This is a genomic window from Compostibacillus humi (assembly GCF_014637175.1).
GTDB classification, from domain to species: domain Bacteria; phylum Bacillota; class Bacilli; order Bacillales; family Amphibacillaceae; genus Oceanobacillus; species Oceanobacillus humi.
In genome coordinates, this window is sequence record NZ_BMEV01000001.1 from 84,970 (window position 1) to 103,491 (window position 18,522).

Annotated in this window: 14 protein-coding genes and 2 pseudogenes; 6 read left to right on the forward strand and 10 right to left on the reverse strand. The window is 45.7% G+C overall.

Annotated features, from left to right (window positions below; translation table 11 throughout):
• Nucleotides 1–272 precede the first annotated feature (272 nt).
• The 3 genes and pseudogenes from IEV18_RS17650 to IEV18_RS17415 form a co-directional block, all read left to right on the forward strand.
• A pseudogene (locus IEV18_RS17650) lies at nt 273–617 on the forward strand (LysM peptidoglycan-binding domain-containing protein); the annotation flags it as partial.
• 408 nt (nt 618–1,025) lie between these two features.
• Nucleotides 1,026–1,349, forward strand: a pseudogene (locus tag IEV18_RS17655) (C40 family peptidase); the annotation flags it as partial.
• 63 nt (nt 1,350–1,412) lie between these two features.
• Nucleotides 1,413–1,538, forward strand: coding sequence for a hypothetical protein (locus tag IEV18_RS17415; protein WP_268235406.1), 126 nt, complete (start codon nt 1,413–1,415; stop codon nt 1,536–1,538).
• 24 nt (nt 1,539–1,562) lie between these two features.
• Here the strand turns inward: IEV18_RS17415 and metA are convergent, their stop codons facing one another.
• Nucleotides 1,563–2,468, reverse strand: a complete 906-nt coding sequence (gene metA / locus IEV18_RS00380) for a homoserine O-acetyltransferase MetA (protein WP_188390376.1) — start codon at nt 2,466–2,468, stop codon at nt 1,563–1,565.
• A gap of 361 nt (nt 2,469–2,829) precedes the next feature.
• Between metA and IEV18_RS00385 the strand changes: the two genes are divergently transcribed.
• Nucleotides 2,830–3,900, forward strand: a complete 1,071-nt coding sequence (locus IEV18_RS00385) for a C40 family peptidase (protein ID WP_188390377.1) — start codon at nt 2,830–2,832, stop codon at nt 3,898–3,900.
• A 101-nt stretch (nt 3,901–4,001) separates the two neighbouring features.
• On the opposite strand, the gene IEV18_RS00390 is transcribed toward IEV18_RS00385, so the two are convergent.
• Entirely contained in the window at nt 4,002–4,922 is a 921-nt protein-coding gene (locus IEV18_RS00390; protein ID WP_188390378.1) for a DMT family transporter, read from the reverse strand.
• 271 nt (nt 4,923–5,193) lie between these two features.
• On the opposite strand from IEV18_RS00390, the gene IEV18_RS00395 reads away from it, so the two are divergent.
• Complete coding sequence (locus IEV18_RS00395) at nt 5,194–5,583, forward strand: hypothetical protein (RefSeq protein ID WP_188390379.1); 390 nt, start codon at nt 5,194–5,196, stop codon at nt 5,581–5,583.
• 96 nt (nt 5,584–5,679) lie between these two features.
• Here IEV18_RS00395 and IEV18_RS00400 read toward each other — a convergent pair whose 3' ends face one another.
• From IEV18_RS00400 to IEV18_RS00415, 4 genes are all read right to left on the reverse strand, one after another.
• Entirely contained in the window at nt 5,680–7,836 is a 2,157-nt protein-coding gene (locus IEV18_RS00400) for a CocE/NonD family hydrolase (RefSeq protein WP_229733498.1), read from the reverse strand.
• A 94-nt stretch (nt 7,837–7,930) separates the two neighbouring features.
• Entirely contained in the window at nt 7,931–9,268 is a 1,338-nt protein-coding gene (locus tag IEV18_RS00405; RefSeq protein WP_188390381.1) for a sodium-dependent transporter, read from the reverse strand.
• A gap of 291 nt (nt 9,269–9,559) precedes the next feature.
• Nucleotides 9,560–10,936, reverse strand: coding sequence for a tryptophanase (locus IEV18_RS00410; protein ID WP_188390382.1), 1,377 nt, complete (start codon nt 10,934–10,936; stop codon nt 9,560–9,562).
• 105 nt (nt 10,937–11,041) lie between these two features.
• On the reverse strand, nt 11,042–11,698 hold the full coding sequence (locus tag IEV18_RS00415; RefSeq protein WP_188390383.1) for a helix-turn-helix transcriptional regulator: 657 nt from the start codon (nt 11,696–11,698) through the stop codon (nt 11,042–11,044).
• 296 nt (nt 11,699–11,994) lie between these two features.
• Between IEV18_RS00415 and IEV18_RS00420 the strand changes: the two genes are divergently transcribed.
• The gene (locus tag IEV18_RS00420; RefSeq protein WP_188390384.1) at nt 11,995–13,491 is read left to right on the forward strand and encodes a peptide MFS transporter; all 1,497 of its coding nucleotides are present in this window, start codon (nt 11,995–11,997) and stop codon (nt 13,489–13,491) included.
• 819 nt (nt 13,492–14,310) lie between these two features.
• Here the strand turns inward: IEV18_RS00420 and IEV18_RS00425 are convergent.
• The 4 genes from IEV18_RS00425 to IEV18_RS00440 form a co-directional block, all read right to left on the reverse strand.
• Nucleotides 14,311–14,748: a PaaI family thioesterase gene (locus IEV18_RS00425; protein WP_188390385.1), complete on the reverse strand. Its 438-nt coding sequence runs from the start codon at nt 14,746–14,748 to the stop codon at nt 14,311–14,313.
• Between the two features lie 369 nt (nt 14,749–15,117).
• Entirely contained in the window at nt 15,118–16,008 is an 891-nt protein-coding gene (locus IEV18_RS00430; protein WP_188390386.1) for a DUF3800 domain-containing protein, read from the reverse strand.
• Between the two features lie 482 nt (nt 16,009–16,490).
• Complete coding sequence (locus IEV18_RS00435) at nt 16,491–17,714, reverse strand: Zn-dependent hydrolase (protein WP_188390387.1); 1,224 nt, start codon at nt 17,712–17,714, stop codon at nt 16,491–16,493.
• Nucleotides 17,715–17,736: 22 nt separating this feature from the next.
• Nucleotides 17,737–18,444, reverse strand: coding sequence for an L-2-amino-thiazoline-4-carboxylic acid hydrolase (locus tag IEV18_RS00440; protein WP_229733499.1), 708 nt, complete (start codon nt 18,442–18,444; stop codon nt 17,737–17,739).
• Between the last annotated feature and the right edge of the window lie 78 nt (nt 18,445–18,522).

The following is an 18,522-nucleotide window of genomic DNA, read 5'->3' on the forward strand; positions in this document are numbered from 1 at the left end:
AACATCCATCCGTCCTTTCAAGCCTATCTTTCTGGAAAAACTGCCATAATTTACTTCTTACTTGTACCATCCAATCCGCTGTAGAATAGACTTGTTCATTTTAAATTCAACTGATCCTTAAGGAGGAACTAATTATTAAAAAACAAGTTATTTCAATGACAATTGCAGCTTGAATCTTTGCCGGAGGTTTCGGCTACGCAGCAGAAGCAAGTGCAAAGGCCCATACCGTACAATCAGGAGAAAGTCTATGGTCTATTTCGCAAAAATATAATGTGCCGGTAGCGAGTTTACTAGATTGGAATAATCTGGATTCTACGACGATTTTTCGCGGCCAAACCCTGATTGTAAACAAGCCAGTCTACTATACTGTCAAAAAAGACGACAGCCTCACGCAGATTGCGAAAAACTACGGAACGACAGTACAAACCATTAAAGATTTGAACAAACTCACCTCGAACACGATTTACGTCGGTCAAAGGTTAACACTGCCAAATGCCGCACGCGAAACAGGAAACAGCACCACTTACACCGTAAAACGCGGCGACACCCTCTCTAAAATTGCCAAGGAGCACGGAACGACGGTAAAAGCTATTAAAGACGCAAACGGACTCACTTCGGATACCATCCATGTCGGACAAACGCTTAAGCTTTCCGGCTCTGCCAGCACGGCACAAACGTATACCGTCAAGCCGGGGGATACCCTATATTCCATCGCGGTGAAACACGGAACGACCGTTCAGGCGATTAAAAAAGCGAATGGACTCACATCCAATAGCATCCGCGTCGGACAAACGCTTAAGCTTTCCGGCTCTGCCAGCACGGCACAAACGTATACCGTCAAGCCGGGAGATACCCTATATTCCATCGCGGTGAAGCACGGAACGACCGTTCAGGCGATTAAAAAGGCGAACGGACTCACATCCAATAGCATCCGCGTCGGACAAACACTGAAACTTTCCGGCAAACCCTCTGCTGTTCAGCCTTCTGCCAACATTGTCGAGGCGCTGATTGCGGAAGGGAAAAAATATATCGGCGTTCCTTACGTTTGGGGCGGAACAAGTCCTGCCGGCTTTGACTGCAGCGGATTTTTGCATTACGTCTTCCTGCAAAACGGGATTTCGATTCCCCGGACAGTAGAAACGATCTGGAATGCAGGCAAACCGGTTGCAAGCCTGTTGATAGGGGATCTCGTTTTCTTTGAAACGTATAAAAAAGGACCGTCCCATGCGGGAATTTATCTCGGCAATGGCCAGTTTCTTCATGCCAGCACTTCCGCTGGCGTCACCATCAGCAATATGGACAATCCTTACTGGTCCCCGCGCTATCTCGGAGCAAAGCAGCTTCATTAAACTATGGGAAACACCCGGCACCGTTTTCTAACTGAATGAAACAAAAAAAGGTATCTTGCATCGATGCAAGGTACCTTTTTTATGCTCGATGGAACGCACGCCAAGCTCGACGTTGTTGGGGATGATTCGATGGCCAAAAAGGGTGCTGTTGCTTATTCATTGGACCGTGCCGGAAAAAGAAGTTCCTGAACCCGACAGATTACGCCCCTTTTTTCACCACTCGTACGGCGTTTCTTGATAAACGTAATAATTGAGCCAGTTGGAGAAAAGCAGATGGCTATGGGAACGCCACGTATGCAGCGGACGTTTCGTCGCATCGTCATTCGGAAAATAATTTTCCGGCATGTCAATGTCGAGCCCTTTTTTCAAATCCCGCTCGTATTCGTCTTTCAGCGTCGTCGCATCGTATTCCAAATGCCCGGTAATCATAATGTTTTTCGAATCCTTGGAAATGATGATGAACGGGTCTCCCAGCTCAGAAACAGACAAGAGCCTGAGGTCCGGATGGTTTTCAATGTCCTCCTTCGCCGTTCCGGTATGGCGCGAATGCGGGGCATTGAAAATTTCGTCAAAGCCGCGCAATAATTTTTCTTTATGGTCGGCAACGTCATGCTGATAAATGCCGAAGCATTTTTTCGGAAGCGGGTATTTCCCGATGCCGTAGTGGTAGTACAATGCGGCCTGGGCACCCCAGCATATATGTAACGTGCTCGTTACATGGGTTTTTGTCCATTCCATAATTTCCTTTAATTCTTCCCAGTAATTGACTTCTTCAAATTCCAAATGTTCCACCGGCGCCCCGGTAATGATCATTCCGTCATAACGGCGGGATTTAATTTTGTCAAAGGTAGTATAAAACGTATCCAAATGATATTTGCTGACATGGGTAGAACGATGGGTTGCCGTCCGCAAAAAGGTGATGTTTACTTGCAATGGCGTATTTCCTAACAGGCGCAACAGCTGCAGTTCGGTTTTTTCTTTTTCGGGCATGAGATTAAGAATAAGTATATTTAAAGGGCGAATATCCTGGGTCCGCGCCCGCTCTTCATCCATCACAAAAATTTTCTCTTCTTTTAAAATGTCTGCTGCCGGCAAATTCTTCGGAATATTAATAGGCAATCTGCCCTCACTCCCCTTTTCAACCTTTTCAAAGATAATAACAATAATTATAAAATTTATAAAACATTCTGGCAAGAGGCATAGGTACGACCATCTATTTCTCCAATCTTGCAGTAAACACCACTTATGCCAAGCTTTCTCAAAACATGTCGAAAAACGCCGAAAAAATGCATAGGACTTATGTCTCTTTCTTGTTGCACCATGTTGAATTTTGTAATTTTTACCAGTATGATAGATTTAAAGATTAATAGTACTTTGAGAGGGTGAACGAGGTACACCTTTGCGAAGGAACGGAACGTGCGTAATCATTCATTCCTATATTTGTTCGTAAAGCAATCATATTTTCATAGGAGGGTGGACATTGTCGAATAAGAAAGTAATGCTATCTGTTACAGCAGGGGCTGCGGTAGCAACCTTTCTGGCAGGAGCAGGTGAAGCAGAGGCATCATCGTATAAAGTAAAACCGGGAGATACGTTATGGAAAATCGCCCGGGAACATAATGTTTCCGTCGCCAATTTAAAAACTTGGAATAATTTAACTTCTGACATTATTTTTCCAAACCAAGTATTGAAAACGAGCACTTCGAATACCTCCAGCAATTCCAAACAAAAACAAAACAACAATCAGAGCAATACTTCTTCCAATTCCAGCAATAAAGCAAAAACGTATACGGTAAAAGCGGGGGATACCTTAAGCGGAATTGCCGCTAAACATAACATTTCGCTGCAAAACTTGATGAAATGGAACAATTTAAATACGACGTTAATTTATCCGGGCAATGTGCTCGTCGTCAGTCAGCCAAAAACGGCAACGAACAATAAATCGAATAAAAACTCCAGCTCAACTGGAAACAATAAACCGCAAACCGGATCTTCTTCAGTGTATGTCGTGAAATCCGGCGACACGTTGTCACGGATTGCTTCCCAATACGGGGTAACGGTCAGCAATTTGAAAAAATGGAATAATTTAACATCCGACCTGATTTTTATCGGCCAAAAACTAACGATTAATCCGAACGGGAACACCGGAAATGCACCAAGCACTCCGGCAAAGGAGAAAAGCCCAAGTGCAAAGGTGGACAAGCTTGTCAGCGTGGCCAAAAACTTAGTCGGTACCGGGTACAAATGGGGAGGGGCGGACCCGAGCGGTTTTGACTGCAGCGGCTTTATCTATTATGTATTTAATCAGAGCGGCCAATCCGTAAAACGCCTTTCCAGTGCCGGATATTACGACCGTTCCTACTATGTCAACAAACCGCAAGTAGGAGACTTGGTGTTCTTTGCCAATACGTATAAATCTGGCATTTCCCATTTAGGCATTTACATCGGAAACAACCAATTTGTTCATGCAAGTTCGAACGGAGTAGAGATTACAAGCTTGAACAACTCTTACTGGAAGAGCAAATTTGACGGTTTCAAACGGTTTTATTAAAAATCAAGCCGGGACGTGCGAAAACGCTCGTCCCGGCTTTGTTATTGGCATTCGGCAAAATTCAGTTGGCTTCTTGCTCCAGTCTTTTCTGCCCCTCGTACCTATGCTTTTTCTTTATGGTAATTGACGATGATAATTCCGATGGCAACGAGGGCAATCGCCGCCAAAATAAAGACATTGAGCACTTCGCCGGGAATAAATAAAGCCGACAGCAAAGCGCCTGAAACGGGCACGATAAATTTATACATGCTCAATTCCCCGGCGTTGTTATATTTCAGGATGGAATACCATAGGGCGAAGGCAGCTGCGGAAAGAAACGCAGAATAGATGAACAGTCCCCAGCCGAGAGGGGTAAACACCATCGCTCCCGGCTCCAGCTGCGGAACGCCAATCAATAGCATCACCGCCGCTCCGAGGGTAAGCTGCCAGCCGGTAATCGCAAAAGGATGAATTCCTGTCGCCAGTTCCTTTGCCATAATCGTCGCAACAGCGCTCGTTAAGCCGGACAGAATCATAAACCCTTCCCCGTCCAGCTGGAACACAAGCTTCAGTTCTTGCCCCCAGTTGGCAACGATAATGCCGGTAAAACCGAAGAGAAGACCGAGCACTTTTTTCCGGTTCATCCGGTCGTTCCGGTAATAAAAATGGGCGAGCAAGACGGTGAAAAAGGTTCCGCAGGAGGATAAAATCGCTCCTTGCATCCCGGTCACTTTGGCCAGACCATTATAAAAGAAAAAGTATTGGAGCGCCGTTTGAATGACGCCTAAAAGAAGCAGGACAAGAAATTGTCTGCGGGTAAGAAAAAGATGTTTCCGATTTGTTAAGAGCAGCCCTGCCAGCACGATGAGTCCGGCAAGCAAGAACCGCATTCCCGCAAAGACGACTTTTGCCATCGTATCCTCCGGAGCCATTTGCAATTCTTCGTAGCTCACCTTCAGTACGGGAAAAGCGCTTCCCCACAAAATCGAACAAAAAACCGCAATGATGATCACAGACCATTTATGTTGAAAAAGCTTATTCAATCGATGTTCACTCCTAGATCATTCCGCCAAATTCAGGCAGTGCCTGGCGCGGCACCTGCCAGCACTTCTGACATTTTTCTGCAAGCAGCGGCACCAATGGCACCTGACAATCTATTCTAACATAGATGGGAATTCCTCACATCCCTTTCTGCTCTTTCTATCAACCCCCACCTAAAAGTAATATTTTTCGATTTTATAAATACAATATACCAATACGAAATCTAGCAATGTGGCATCAGACGTGATGGAGAATTATGGAAGGGGGAGGAACATGACCGATTTTGAAATTACCGAACAAACGATTGCACGTTTTCACGAACTGACGGAAAAGAAAAAGGAAGTGGAAGAGGAATTAAATTATTTGAAACGGCAATTTCATCAATACTTTGACGATCAAGTCGGGGTGAATCGAAAAGGGGAAATCACGGAAGGGGCGTACAAACTCCAGCGGCAAATAAGGAAATCGGTGAAATTTGACGAAAAAACAACGGTGGAAAAACTGGAAGCGCTTCAATTAAACGATTTAATCAAAGTAATCAAAAAGCCGGATGATGAAAAAATTAGAGCAGCGATGGAATTAGGATTAGTGCCAAAAGAACAGATAGAAGATTGCCAAATTACGAGTTTTACAAAAGCACTCGTCGTAAAAAAGGTAACGTAACACCATAATAAAAAGCTTTTCCCAAAGAGGAAAAGCTTTTTTTAATGGAACGTAGCGAGCACGTTAAAAGTTTGTCCGACACCGCTTTTTGAAACACTATTGGTGGTCAGACCCAAAAACTATCTTGGATGGATAGCGGCCGCCGTAGTAAATGCGCTGAACAGCGGGAACGGTCTCTATGTCCGCTGCCGGATCGTTTCCTGTGTTCGAATTTGGAAAAATAAAATTCTCTGCGCTGGACGTAATCGTCAGGCGAATCCGGTGTCCCGGCTGAAACGTATTGGCAAATTTTGACGTGCGAATTTCGTATTTTTCAACTTTCCCAGGTTCCAGCAATACTTCCTTGTCAAACCCTTCCCTAAATCTTGCCCGCAGCACCCCGTCCGCCAATTTCATCGAGTTCCCCTCCGGATCCACGTCGGTAATGCGCACTACCCAGTCCGTATCCCGGGCAGAGCTGGAGGCATAAAAGGATACTATCATATCCCCGGCGATCGTCACCGGCTCGGCAAAAGGAGCTGACGTAAAGACAAGCACGTCTTCCCTCTGTTCCACTTCCTTATAATTTGCCGGAACGCCCATTTCATTTTCCGACACGTCAATCAGGTGGGGAGCCGGGTTTTCCGGATCATAACCATATTCCTTATAGCCTTCTTCCTCTGCAGGCCGCTCCATTAATGCCGAGCCGCTGCCAAGATACCACGTAAACCGTCCTGCATCCTCCGGCGGCCAGTGCGTTGCCTGATGCCACCGATTTTCACCGAGCACATAATATTCTGCCGCCGGGCCCATATCGTGGTTGATCTTTTTTAATTTTTTGTCGAACCATTTCTGAATCAAAACGTCCAAATCGTACCGTAAGGCGTGATTACCCAAACTGACGCCTTGCAAATCCCGGGCTGTGTTCGCCTGGTGCATCCACGGCCCAAGGATGATTTTTCGGTCCTCGGCAGCAAATTCGGCAACCATTTCCAGCGCTTCCGTCGTCCCCATGCCGTTATCGTCGAACCAGCCGGAAATAATCATCGCCGGCACCTTCATCTTTTCCTTATATCGAGACCAGTCGGTTTTTTCCCAAAAATCGTCGTAACGGGAATGGCGCATCCATTCGTTCCAAAACGGAATTTCCTTCCCCAGCGCTTTTTTCGGAATATCCTTAATTGGACGATGGCGCAGCACCTCGTCCCAATCATCCCGTTCCATGTTGTCCGGACGGAATTGTTTTTCTGCCATGGCAAACGTCCAGGCGAGCATTCCCGAGACAAACGCACCGCCTTTGCGCGGAATATCGATAAACGGACTGCCGGCAGTTACGATGCTGACCAATGCTTTCAGATGGGGATTCCCGCTTGCTGCCGCGGCCCATTGCACATACCCGCTGTACGAGGCGCCAATCATGCCGATATTCCCGTCACACCAATGTTGTGCTGCAATCCAATTGAGGGTATCGTCTCCATCTTCCCGTTCGTAAAATTTCGGAAGCCACTCTCCCTCGGAATCGTGTCGGCCCCGGGTATCTTGAATAACAAGCCCGTAGCCCCGCTGAATAAACGTGGCGTATTGCCAGACGTAAGACAGGCGCCCATAGGGGGTGCGGACGAAAATGACCGGCACAGGATTTGTCCTTTTTTGCGGAAGCCAAACGTCGGTCGCAAGCTTAACCCCATCCCGCATCGCGACCATAAAGGTGCCGAGATGCTCTGCCGCATAGCGGGGCGGGGAAATTTTTTCGTCGTCCCATAGCGCAACAGGCGTCCACTTTTCCATCCCTTCCTCCACAAGAACGGAGCAGTTTTCCCGGGATGGGCTAACAAAAGCAACGGGTTTCCCTTGGACAGCTACTACATCAATGGGATATTTTTTCTCCCGTTCCACCCATAGGGCTGCTTGATGTTGCGGTGTGTCTTTGCCTGTCATCGTGGTTCGGGACGGCAGCCCGCAAAACAACATAGAATGATCAGCTTTTTCGTAAACTGCACCCCAAGACGTTTTGACAGCATTCTGCTTGCTTTTAATCATCTTTCTGTATTCGCTGTAGCGCTCCCAAATAAGGAGCGGATGAATATGATATTTTTCTTCAAATTCCTTCGCCTTTTTTTCCGTTAAAACTTGCGCGGCAGCCTCCTGAATCCGATTTTCCCGAACTGTTCCCCACTCGTACGTTATCCAGCTCCGTTTCTGAAAATAGACGCCATCTTCCCGAAAAAAGATCGTCGCATCATGTATCCCCGACCGGTACAACAAAAACTTCACCATAAACACTCCCTTTTTCTAAAATGCCGCCCATGCAAGGCGCTCTCCGAAAAATGCAGAAAGTGCCACGGGCGCAAGCACCCGTGGCTCCTAACTAACCAATCAATCCAAGCATGTTGAGGAAGACGATGATGATCGTAACCGGAACGATATAGCGCATCAGGAAAAACCAGGCATTAAATAGCCCCGCCGACCAGTTGCCGGCTAACATAAATTCTTCTTTCATGAACTTCCGGTTCATCTTAAAGCCGATAAACAAGGCGATCAGCAAATTGCCGAGGGGAAGCAAAATATTACTTACGAGATAATCGGTAACATCAAAAATATTTTTTCCAAACAATATCACTTCACTTAACAGTCCGGACGACAGCCCTGCCGGTATTCCAGCGATAAATACGACTATCCCGGAGAGCCAGGCAATTTTTTTCCGCGAATGTTTTCCCTTCGCCGTAATGGAAGCAACGATAATTTCAAACAGCGAAATGGACGAAGTAAGGGTTGCGAAGAAAAACAATATTAAGAAAATTGCCAGGAAAAATTCCCCGAATGCGATGTTGCTGAACACTGCCGGAAGGACGATAAACAAGAGTCCAGGTCCTTCAGCCGGCTCAAAGCCAAAGGCGAAAACGACCGGAAAAATAACAAGTCCCGCAAATATGGATACAATCAAGTTCATAATGACGACCGAACTTGCGGAAGACGGCAAGCTGACATTTTTATCCAAATAGGAGCTGTACGTGACCATACAGGAAAAACCGACGGCCAGGGCAAAAAACGACTGTCCGAGGGCATAAAGCACCCCTTCTGCCGTAATGGCGGAAAAATCCGGTTTCAGGAAGAAGATAACCCCTTCCATCGCTCCTTCCAATGTCAATGCCCGTACGACGAGAATGATAAAAAAGACGAAGAGGGTCGGCATCATATATTTCGATGCCCGTTCAATCCCGTTTCTTACCCCAAGAGCAATAATAACAATATTAATGATGATAAACAAGAGTGTGCTTAGCGGGGTAATCCACGCTGAACTTATAATGTAGCCGAACGTCGCGCCGTAATCCGCTCCGTTTTGAATGACAAGGCCAAAAAGCGACATCACTGTATAGACGAGCAGCCAGCCGCCGACAACACTATAAAAGGAAAGCAAAAGAAAACATCCGACAACTCCGAGCCGGCCAATAATCCGCCAATTGGACCCGGGCGCCAAAGTGTCATAGGCAGAAACAGCTTCCTTCCCTGTTCCGCGTCCGATAATAAATTCGGAAATCAGCATCGGCATCCCGACCAACAGCGTCAAAATAATAAAGATGAGCAAGAATGCACCGCCGCCATTCATTCCCGTCACGTAAGGAAATTTCCATATCGCCCCTAAGCCGATGGCAGCTCCGGCAGAGGCCAAAATAAACCCAAGCTTTGATGACCATTTATTCTCCATGAATGATCCCCCTTGTTTTGACAAGGGTGGCCACGTTTGTTCTAGGGATTGTTGTATTTTTCCTCTAGCGAAACTGATCCCTTGCTGCTTGTCCTGCTGCTGCAATGACCACTCCTTTTCTTTCTCTTTATCAATTTATAGACTTAAAGTCTTTCGATGGAAACCGGGGCGGCATGATTGTTTTGCATCCTGCCGCCGGTCTTCTTGGCGGGCGGGACACGTGCACCATCCTAACCGTGGCCAATTTTTTGCCCTCACCCGCCCTTTTCCAAAAGCAAGCCCCGCCTGCGCTTATTCTACCGGCTTTAATCGTGCCGTAAAGTGACGCAATACTTTCGGCTCGTACGTAAAGGTGAGTCCTTTCAACGTATGCGCCCGTTCGCGAATGGCAATAAGCCCGTCCGCAATGAAGTCCATATGATTATACGTGTATACCCGCCGCGGAATGGTCAGGCGCAATAGCTCCAATGGGCTTTCCAGCTGTTCGCCCGTTTCCGGATCCCGGCCAAGAAGGAGGGAACCGATTTCCACACCGCGAACTCCTGCTTCCAAATACAGTTCATTTGCCAGCACTTGGGCAGGGAACTGATCACCCGGAATATGCGGAAGCAATTTTTTCGCATCGACAAACACGGCATGTCCTCCGGTCGGATATTGAATCGGAATGCCGCCTTCCATTAACCGTTTTCCTAAATATTCCACCTGGTCAATGCGGTAGGCAAGATAATCTTCGTTAATTCCTTCCCGGAGCCCGATGGCGAGCGCTTCCATATCCCGGCCGCTCATCCCGCCATAGGTCGGAAAACCTTCATACGGAACGACCATGGAACGGGCTTGTTCAAATAATTTTTCGTCTTCCCGGAAACCGAGCAATCCGCCGATGTTCACGATGCCGTCTTTTTTCGCGCTCATCGTAAAGACATCGGTGTAGGAGAACATTTCCCGCACGATTTCTTTAATCGATTTGTTTTCATAGCCGGCTTCCCGCTTTTTAATGAAATAGGCGTTTTCCGCAAAACGGGCCGCATCCATGACGGTTAAAATGCCATGTTTTTTCGCAATCTCCGAAACGCTGCGGATGTTTTCCATGGATACCGGTTGGCCGCCTGCACTGTTGTTCGTAATCGTAATGATGATCATCGCAATGTTTTCCGCGCCTTTTTCTGCAATCGCATTTTCCAGTTTTTCCAAATCAAAATTCCCTTTAAAATCGTAAGGAGTCGTCGTGTCGTATGCTTTTTCCGTTACGAGGTCGACCGCTTTTCCGCCGGTTAAATCGACATGGGCCCTTGTTGTGTCAAAATGCCAGTTGCTCAGCACATACTGCCCTTGTTTTACGACAATCGGGAACAGCACCTGCTCTGCCCCGCGGCCCTGGTGGGTCGGAATGATATACGGATAGCCGATAACATCTTCCACCGCTTCCTGCAAATGGAAAAAGTTGCGGCTTCCGGCATACGCTTCATCCCCAAGCATAATGCCGGACCATTGGGTATCGCTCATCGCCCCGGTACCGCTGTCCGTTAATAAGTCGATGTACACATCGTCCGACTTCAGGGAAAATAAATTGTATCCCGCTTCAACAAGCGCCTTTTCCCGTTCCTCCCTCGGAATCAGCCGGATCGGCTCCACCATTTTAATTTTGAAAGGTTCTGCCATTCGTTTCATATTCTGTCCTCTCCTTTTATATGTTGATAAATTTGCCGCAAAATAATGGCAATAGATAACGCTTTCATCTTTCGGAAAATAGAAAGGCGAAAATCGCGCCCTTTCCTATTTCCGTACTTCATCAATGTCGTTATAAATCGTATACTTCGACATGTTCATTCGCTCTGCCAGCATTTCCACGGTTCCCTTCACGAGAAAGACACCGGTCTGATCCAGCTGGCGGATAAGGTCCAGCCGTTCTGCCTTGGTCAGCTTCGTCAAATCTTTCCCGTTTCGTGCGATAATTTTTTGCACTGTATTGTCGACAAAATCTTCGACACTCTGGGCAAAATATTCATCTTTCGCTTCTTTTTCCAGCTCCAATACACTGCGGCTCGTCGTCAGTTGCTCTGTAATCCGTTTTAGCGCAAAGAAATCTTGGACACAGTAATTGATACAGAGACAGCCGATCAGCTCTTTTCCATCACGGATAAAAATCGTCGAACAGCGATAAGGTTTTCCTTTGTAATACGTGATGTAACCAATCCTGTCTTCTGCCTCATCCCCTTCTTTTTTTAAGATTTCCAGCACAAAACTTGTTAGAGGTGCATAAAGCTGTCTTTCGGTGACATTTCCCATCATGGCGACAATCGATTCGTTATGATTGGAAAAATCATGAATCACCGTTTCGCACTGATTGCCGAGCAACCCTGTTACCGCTTTCATAATTGGAAAATAGCGTTTAAATCGTTCGTCAATATTTTCGTCATAGGCAATATACATCGTTTCGTCACCTTCTAAAAAGTTTTGTCTTTACAAAAAATTGTTTGCTTTCAAATAAATTGTATATCATCTGAATTAATTTGGCAACAGGAAATATTAAAAAAATTTAAAAGATATGCGGATGCCAATGATTCCAAGCCTTCCCCCGGAGTTTGCCGGAATTGTCACAAATTGTGAATTTTGTCGAAAAATGTCACCTTTACATCGGTATCTGTATCCTTTAAAATGGTATATCGACAAATTCTTGCTGAAAGATTGTCAGACTATTCTATTGATTTGGGAGGATTTATCATCTTATGCGTTCACAACATAGCCCGGATGACATCGTAAAATCCATACCGCAAACCGGATTTTTCGGTCATCCGAAAGGTTTATCAACATTGTTTTTCACCGAATTTTGGGAACGGTTTTCCTACTACGGCATGCGTGCCATTTTGCTTTATTACATGTATTACGAAGTCACCCAAGGGGGACTCGGCATTAATCAGACGACGGCGAACTCAATTATGGCGATCTACGGTTCCCTCGTCTACATGTCCGGGATTATTGGCGGCTGGATTGCCGACCGCATTCTCGGCACCGCCCGCACTGTGTTTTACGGCGGCATTTTAATTATGATTGGTCATATCATCCTTGCCCTGCCAATGGGCATCACCGCCTTGTTCACTTCCATGGCGTTTATCGTCCTGGGAACGGGACTGCTAAAGCCGAATGTGGGGAGTCTCGTCGGGGATTTATATAGCAAAAAAGACCCGAGAAGAGACTCGGGATTTAGTATTTACTATATGGGAATCAATATGGGAGCATTCATCGCGCCGTATATCGTCGGTACGGTCGGGGAGACATACAGCTTCCATTTAGGATTTGGCATCGCGGCGTTAGGGATGTTTATCGGTCTTGTCGTTTATGTCATTACAAGGAGAAAATATTTGGGGCTTGCTGGTGTCAACGTGCCGAACCCATTGACGAAAAAGGAAAAAAGCACGTATGCGTCCGTCACCGCGGCCGCAGCGCTAATTATTGCGGTAATTGGCTGGCTCGGCTTTTCCGGCGGCTGGCTCACTGTCGAACGGGTCATCTTTTTCATTAGTATCCTTGGAATCATTATTCCGACCGTCTACTTTATCATGATGTTCAAGAGCAAAAAAACAACGGCGGAAGAACGTTCCCGCCTGCTTGCGTACATTCCGCTCTTTATTGCAGCGATGATGTTCTGGGCCATTCAGGAGCAAGGTTCCACGATTCTCGCGACGTATGCCAATGAACGGACCCAGCTCAATTTCTTAGGTTTGGAATTAAAAGCTTCCTGGTTCCAGTCATTGAACCCGCTGTTCATTATCATCTTTGCGCCTGTTTTTGCCTGGCTTTGGACGAAACTCGGCGACCGGCAGCCTTCCGTTTCGCAAAAATTTTCCTTCGGGCTCATTTTTGCCGGGCTGTCCTTTATCGTCATGATTTTCCCGGCTTATTTCAACGGCACGGAAAGCTTAGTCAGCCCGCTTTGGCTCGTCCTTAGCTTCTTCCTTGTCGTGATGGGTGAGCTGTTATTGTCACCGGTCGGATTATCGGCAACGACGAAACTGGCGCCCGTTGCCTTTGCGGCGCAAATGATGAGCTTATGGAACTTGTCCAATGCGTCCGCCCAGGCGATCAACGCCCAAGTCGTTCGCTTCTACTCGCCGGAAACCGAAGTTGTCTACTTTGGTGTCATTGGTGCCGTTGCCATTCTTCTCGGCATTATTCTATTGATGCTTTCCCCGAAACTGAAAAAATTTATGATGGGAATCAAATAAAAATCACCGCCTGGAATTGGAGGGGGCGCATCATCAGCCCCGCACCGTTCAGGCGGTTTTCTTATTTTGATGGGTAACGGCAGCCCGCATGGGGGATTTTTTGCGATATCAGCTCTGTTGGCGCCTCTCTCGGTTGATTCTCCCGTCTTTCATGCACAAATCGGCCGTGATAGCGCTTCTCTCGGTCGATTCTACCGTCTTTCATGCACAAATCAGCCGTGACAGCACTTCTCTCGGTCGATTCTTCCGTTTTTTTAGCGCAAATCAGCCGTGACAGCGACTCTCTCGGTTGATTCTACCGTCTTTCTAGCGCAAATCAGCCGTGATAGCGCTTCTCTCGGTCGATTCTTCCGTATTTTTTGTGCAAATCAGCCGTGATAGCGCTTCTCTCGGTCGATTCTTCCGTATTTTTAGCAAAAATCAGCCGTGACAGCGCTTCTCTCGGTCGATTCTACCGTCTTTCTCGCGCAAATCAGCCGTGACAGCGACTCTCTCGGTCGATTCTACAGTATTTTTAGCAAAAATCAGCCGTGATAGCGCTTCTCTCGGTCGATTCTACCGTCTTTCTCGCGCAAATCAGCCGTGACAGCGACTCTCTCGGTTGATTCTACCGTCTTTCATGCACAAATCGGCCGTGACAGCACTTCTCTCGGTCGATTCTACCGTCTTTCATGCACAAATCGGCCGTGACAGCGTCTCTCTCGGTCGATTCTACCGTATTTTTTGTGCAAATCGGCCGTGACAAGCTGCTCTTAACAGTACCAGCGGGGCCCGCACTCCTCAAACGTCACATCTTGCCGAATCCAAGTCGTTGTCCGCTTATTTCTTCTTTTCAAAACGATAAAAGGTAGCTGTTGTTTTGCATAAAAGTTTTCCTTCTTCATTTTTTACTTCGCATTCCATATAGGAAACTTGATGTCCTTCCTTCACGTATCGGGCAGTGGCAATCATTTTTCCGGATGAAACGGCGCGGAAATAAGATGTTTTCAGTTCCAGCGTAACGTAAGGAGCATCTTTAAAGCGAAAATTCAAATGTCCCATCGCTGTATCGGAAATAAATGTGTATACGCCGCCATGGACAACACCGGTTGGATTAAGCATTATATCCGTAATCGGGCAGGATATCGTACACGTTCTTTCTGTTTCGTCATAGGAAAAATCAAACTGAAACAGCTTAAATAGAAAAATATTTTCCGGTTTTAAGGAAAAAGTTGAATATGCTTCCTCCACATGGTTCAAAAATTGTTTTTTCTCCATAGCTACCACCTTTGCCTCTTTTATAATGGTAGATTAACATAAATTTTCAAAATTGTAGAACAAACATACTCAAAATGGGGGAAATCTTTCCGCTGGCGGATGCATGTTTTCCCGTTATCCGACTACACTATGGAAAAAGGAGGGGAATAGGTTGGCAAAAGGGAAAAAGAAGAAAAACAAAAATAAAGAAGAATTAAATGAAATGAAAGGCGGGAAAGAACGGCACCGCCGAAACAGATCCTAACTGACAGATATGCTCATTTTCTAACGCACACATACGAAAAAAATGGAGATAAAGACTTTTGTTCTTTATCTCCTGCCTTTTATGTGAACAAATATACATTGGTAACTTTACAATTTTAAAAAAAACTAACTGTTGAAACAGGAATAGTATGAAGTCATAAACAAATCAAGATAATCTTTGAAACTTACTTCAGATAATTGTTTGTCACTATCCCATTCATAATAATTAATATTAGACAAAAAGTCATAAAAACCCGGGATTTTCAACAGATCGATAGTTAATTCAAGTTTCTTGGCAGAACCTTTTAATTTCTGTTTTTTATATTCTTCATCAGATAATCCAAGACGAATTTCTTCGTTTTTTAAAATCAAACGAATTATTCCTAACAATAAATCAACCAATTCCACGCCAATCATCTTCTGCTTTTCAACCATTTGACATTTATCTACCCAGTATTGTTGCGCTCTATATAAGGACTGGGTATTTAAATTTTCTAAAAGTCGTTTTTCTAATTCATATTTTACGTACTTTTCCTCTTTTTCAATAAATATTTCTGATTTTATGTATATATCTTTACCATAATGCCTTAGAAGCCCATAAAAGATTCTTTCTGGTATTTTGGTATAAACCATTAGAGTTGCATAATAAATAATTTTTTTATTCCTTCGCTTCTTCTTTGATTTAGAACCTTCATGTTCTGAAAGCTTATACCTTTCATGCAGCGTAGAAGTGTTATAATTAATCACATTCATTCGTGTATATTGCGATAATGTTGTAAAAACTTCAATTACTGAGTAAATATTATTCCTCATTTGAATGTCTCCGGTATACTCAGTCCAATGGAGTTTCAGTTCTTTATTTATAAGCTTTTCATTTAATTCCATTAATTTTGGGGAATTATAAATGGTATCAGGAATTAATAAACCTGCCATTGTACACGGACGATCTTTATCTTGCCCGCTTTCGTCGAAAAAAATCTTCATATATTCTGTGCGTAAAGGGGGAACAAAACGCATAAAAATTGCCTCCTTGCAGTTGACAGAGCCAAAAGAAAATTATATATTTATATTACATTACAACCCCGTATCGAGATACGGTTAATGTAATGCAGGATTGCAGAGTACCCATATCTAGATATGGTGAAAACAGTCCGGTACATAAAAATATAAGAAGTTGCAAGGTAGATACTACTAGTGTATTAGTTGTATCTTTTTTTTTGGACTTTTTACCCACTTAACTAAATTATACTAAAGGTTTGTTCTAATGTTAATTTTTTTATAATTTAGATTTAACATGAAGAGCCCCTTATGTAACGCCCATGCAATGATACAGCCTGAATTTAAAATCGTACAGAAAAGATATGCCCAATTAATAGAATTGAATTGCCTTCTTGCTAAGTTTCCAACTTACTAAACTGGACAGGAAGGCAATCCCTTTAGGTAAGAATTTTAATCGTATATGTAATAAAGGCAGGAAATTTCCTTCCTGCCACCCTTCTTTATTCCCGGTCCAGTTTTAAAAGCGTCCGGTAAAGCACTTCAGCGCCTTTTTCAATATCTTCCGCCAATGATAACTCCCTCGGATTATGGCTAATGCCGTCAATGGAACGGACGAAAATCATCCCGATGGGAATCCGGTCTTTGAACTGCATTCCATCATGGCCCGCACCGCTTGGCAGTGACACCGTTTCTGATCCGATTTCCGCAATGCTTTCCTGAATCAGCGTCTGAATCCGTTCGTCACACCCGACCGGCGGCACCCGCTGCAATTCGGAAATCTCCAGGCGCATATCCCGCTCCTCCGCGGTCCGCTCGGCAAAAGCAACAATTGCCCGTTCCACCTCATCCCGCCGCTTTTCATCCGTACTGCGGATATCGATCGTCCATTCCACCTCTCCCGGAATGACGTTCACCCCGTTTGGCGAAACGGCGATTTTTCCGACAGTAGCAACGGCCGGCGGGTGCATCCTGGCGATTTTTTCCACTTCTTGAATTATCATGCTTGCTGCAACGAGGGCATCTTTCCGCTGGCCCATCGGAGTTGCACCAGCATGTTCCGCCTCCCCGACAACCTTCATCTTCAGCCATACCGGCCCGGCAATGCCCGTCACGTTCCCGACGCCGACGTTATTCCGCTCCAACACTTTGCCCTGCTCAATATGGACTTCGAGATACGCCTTCACCTTGTCCATCTTTGCCGTTTGCAACTTGGCTGCATCTAGAGGAAACCCCGCCTCCTCCATCGCCTGCAATATCGACACACCCCTTTCATCAGTCCGCTCCAAATCTTCCATCGCGAGAGTTCCTGCCACTGCACGGCTGCCGATCATGCCAAATCCGAAACGGCTCCCTTCCTCATCTTTAAAAGAAATCACTTTCACCGGGTGGCGGAGGGACACCCCCTCCTCGTTCAAAGCTTGCAGCACTTCAATGGCAGAGAGCACCCCGACCGGCCCGTCAAACTTCCCGCCATTCGGGACCGTGTCGATGTGGGAACCTAACAATATGACCGGCAGCCCCTCTTCCCCTTCCCGGCTGCCAATAAGGTTTCCCACCGCATCGTATTCCACCGTTAATCCTGCTTCCTCCATGTAACGCGCTACTAGCGCGTTCGCTTCTGCTTCCTCCTTTGTAAAAGAAAAGCGGGTTACCCCGCCGTCTTCTGTTTTCCCGATCTTGGATAACTCTTCCAAACGGGACATGAGCCGCTCTATATTGATCATTCTCAATCCCCCAAACTAAAAGTTAATCCTCTTTCTCCTTGTCTAATTGAAAGCGGAAATGACAAATGCCGTCCTCTAAAATATACTCGTCATGTACGACGTTAAAATTCGGGTTGTACCCTTGGGCAATAGCCGGGTCAATCATTTGACAATACAAAATTCCGTACTCGTGCATTCCGTCCTCTGCCCATTGCTGGCCGAAGGGGCATACGGTAAAATGCTGCTCGATTTCCCCCGGCTTGAATTCGGTCGTATATTTAAAAAGCTCGCTTCTTCCCATATCGTAATGCGCCATATAATTTTCAATCGTATTTTTCTTGCCGTTCGTCCGGGCCCGCTGGGCAATTCCCCGCCCCCGCTCCTCCCCGAAGGTGCGCACTCCTTCCCGGATGACTTCTTTCCCTTTTTCCCCGTACCGGTCTACCACTTGCTTGCTCACTTGGGCAAAAAGCTTTGCCATCAAAGCATAAATCGTTTCGTTCTCGTATTTTTTCTCCACACCATGGTCCATCGGGATGTAATCAAACAGCCGATGATTTTCTCCGTCGATTGTAGCTTGTTTCGCAATGTCTTCTGCATCCTGATATCCGAACACCTCGACCCCTTTCTGGACCAAGCGCTTCCCTTCCGCACCAAACTCCTTCACGACCGCCCTTTCCACATGGGTAAACAGCTTTGCCGTAATCGCATACATGGAGAGTGCGGGAATGTGAACCTTTGCTTCGCTCAACGCCTTTCCTCCTTTTCCAAAATCCTTCTTGTTATTATCATACATTAAAATAGATAGAATATTGAATATATTTATATT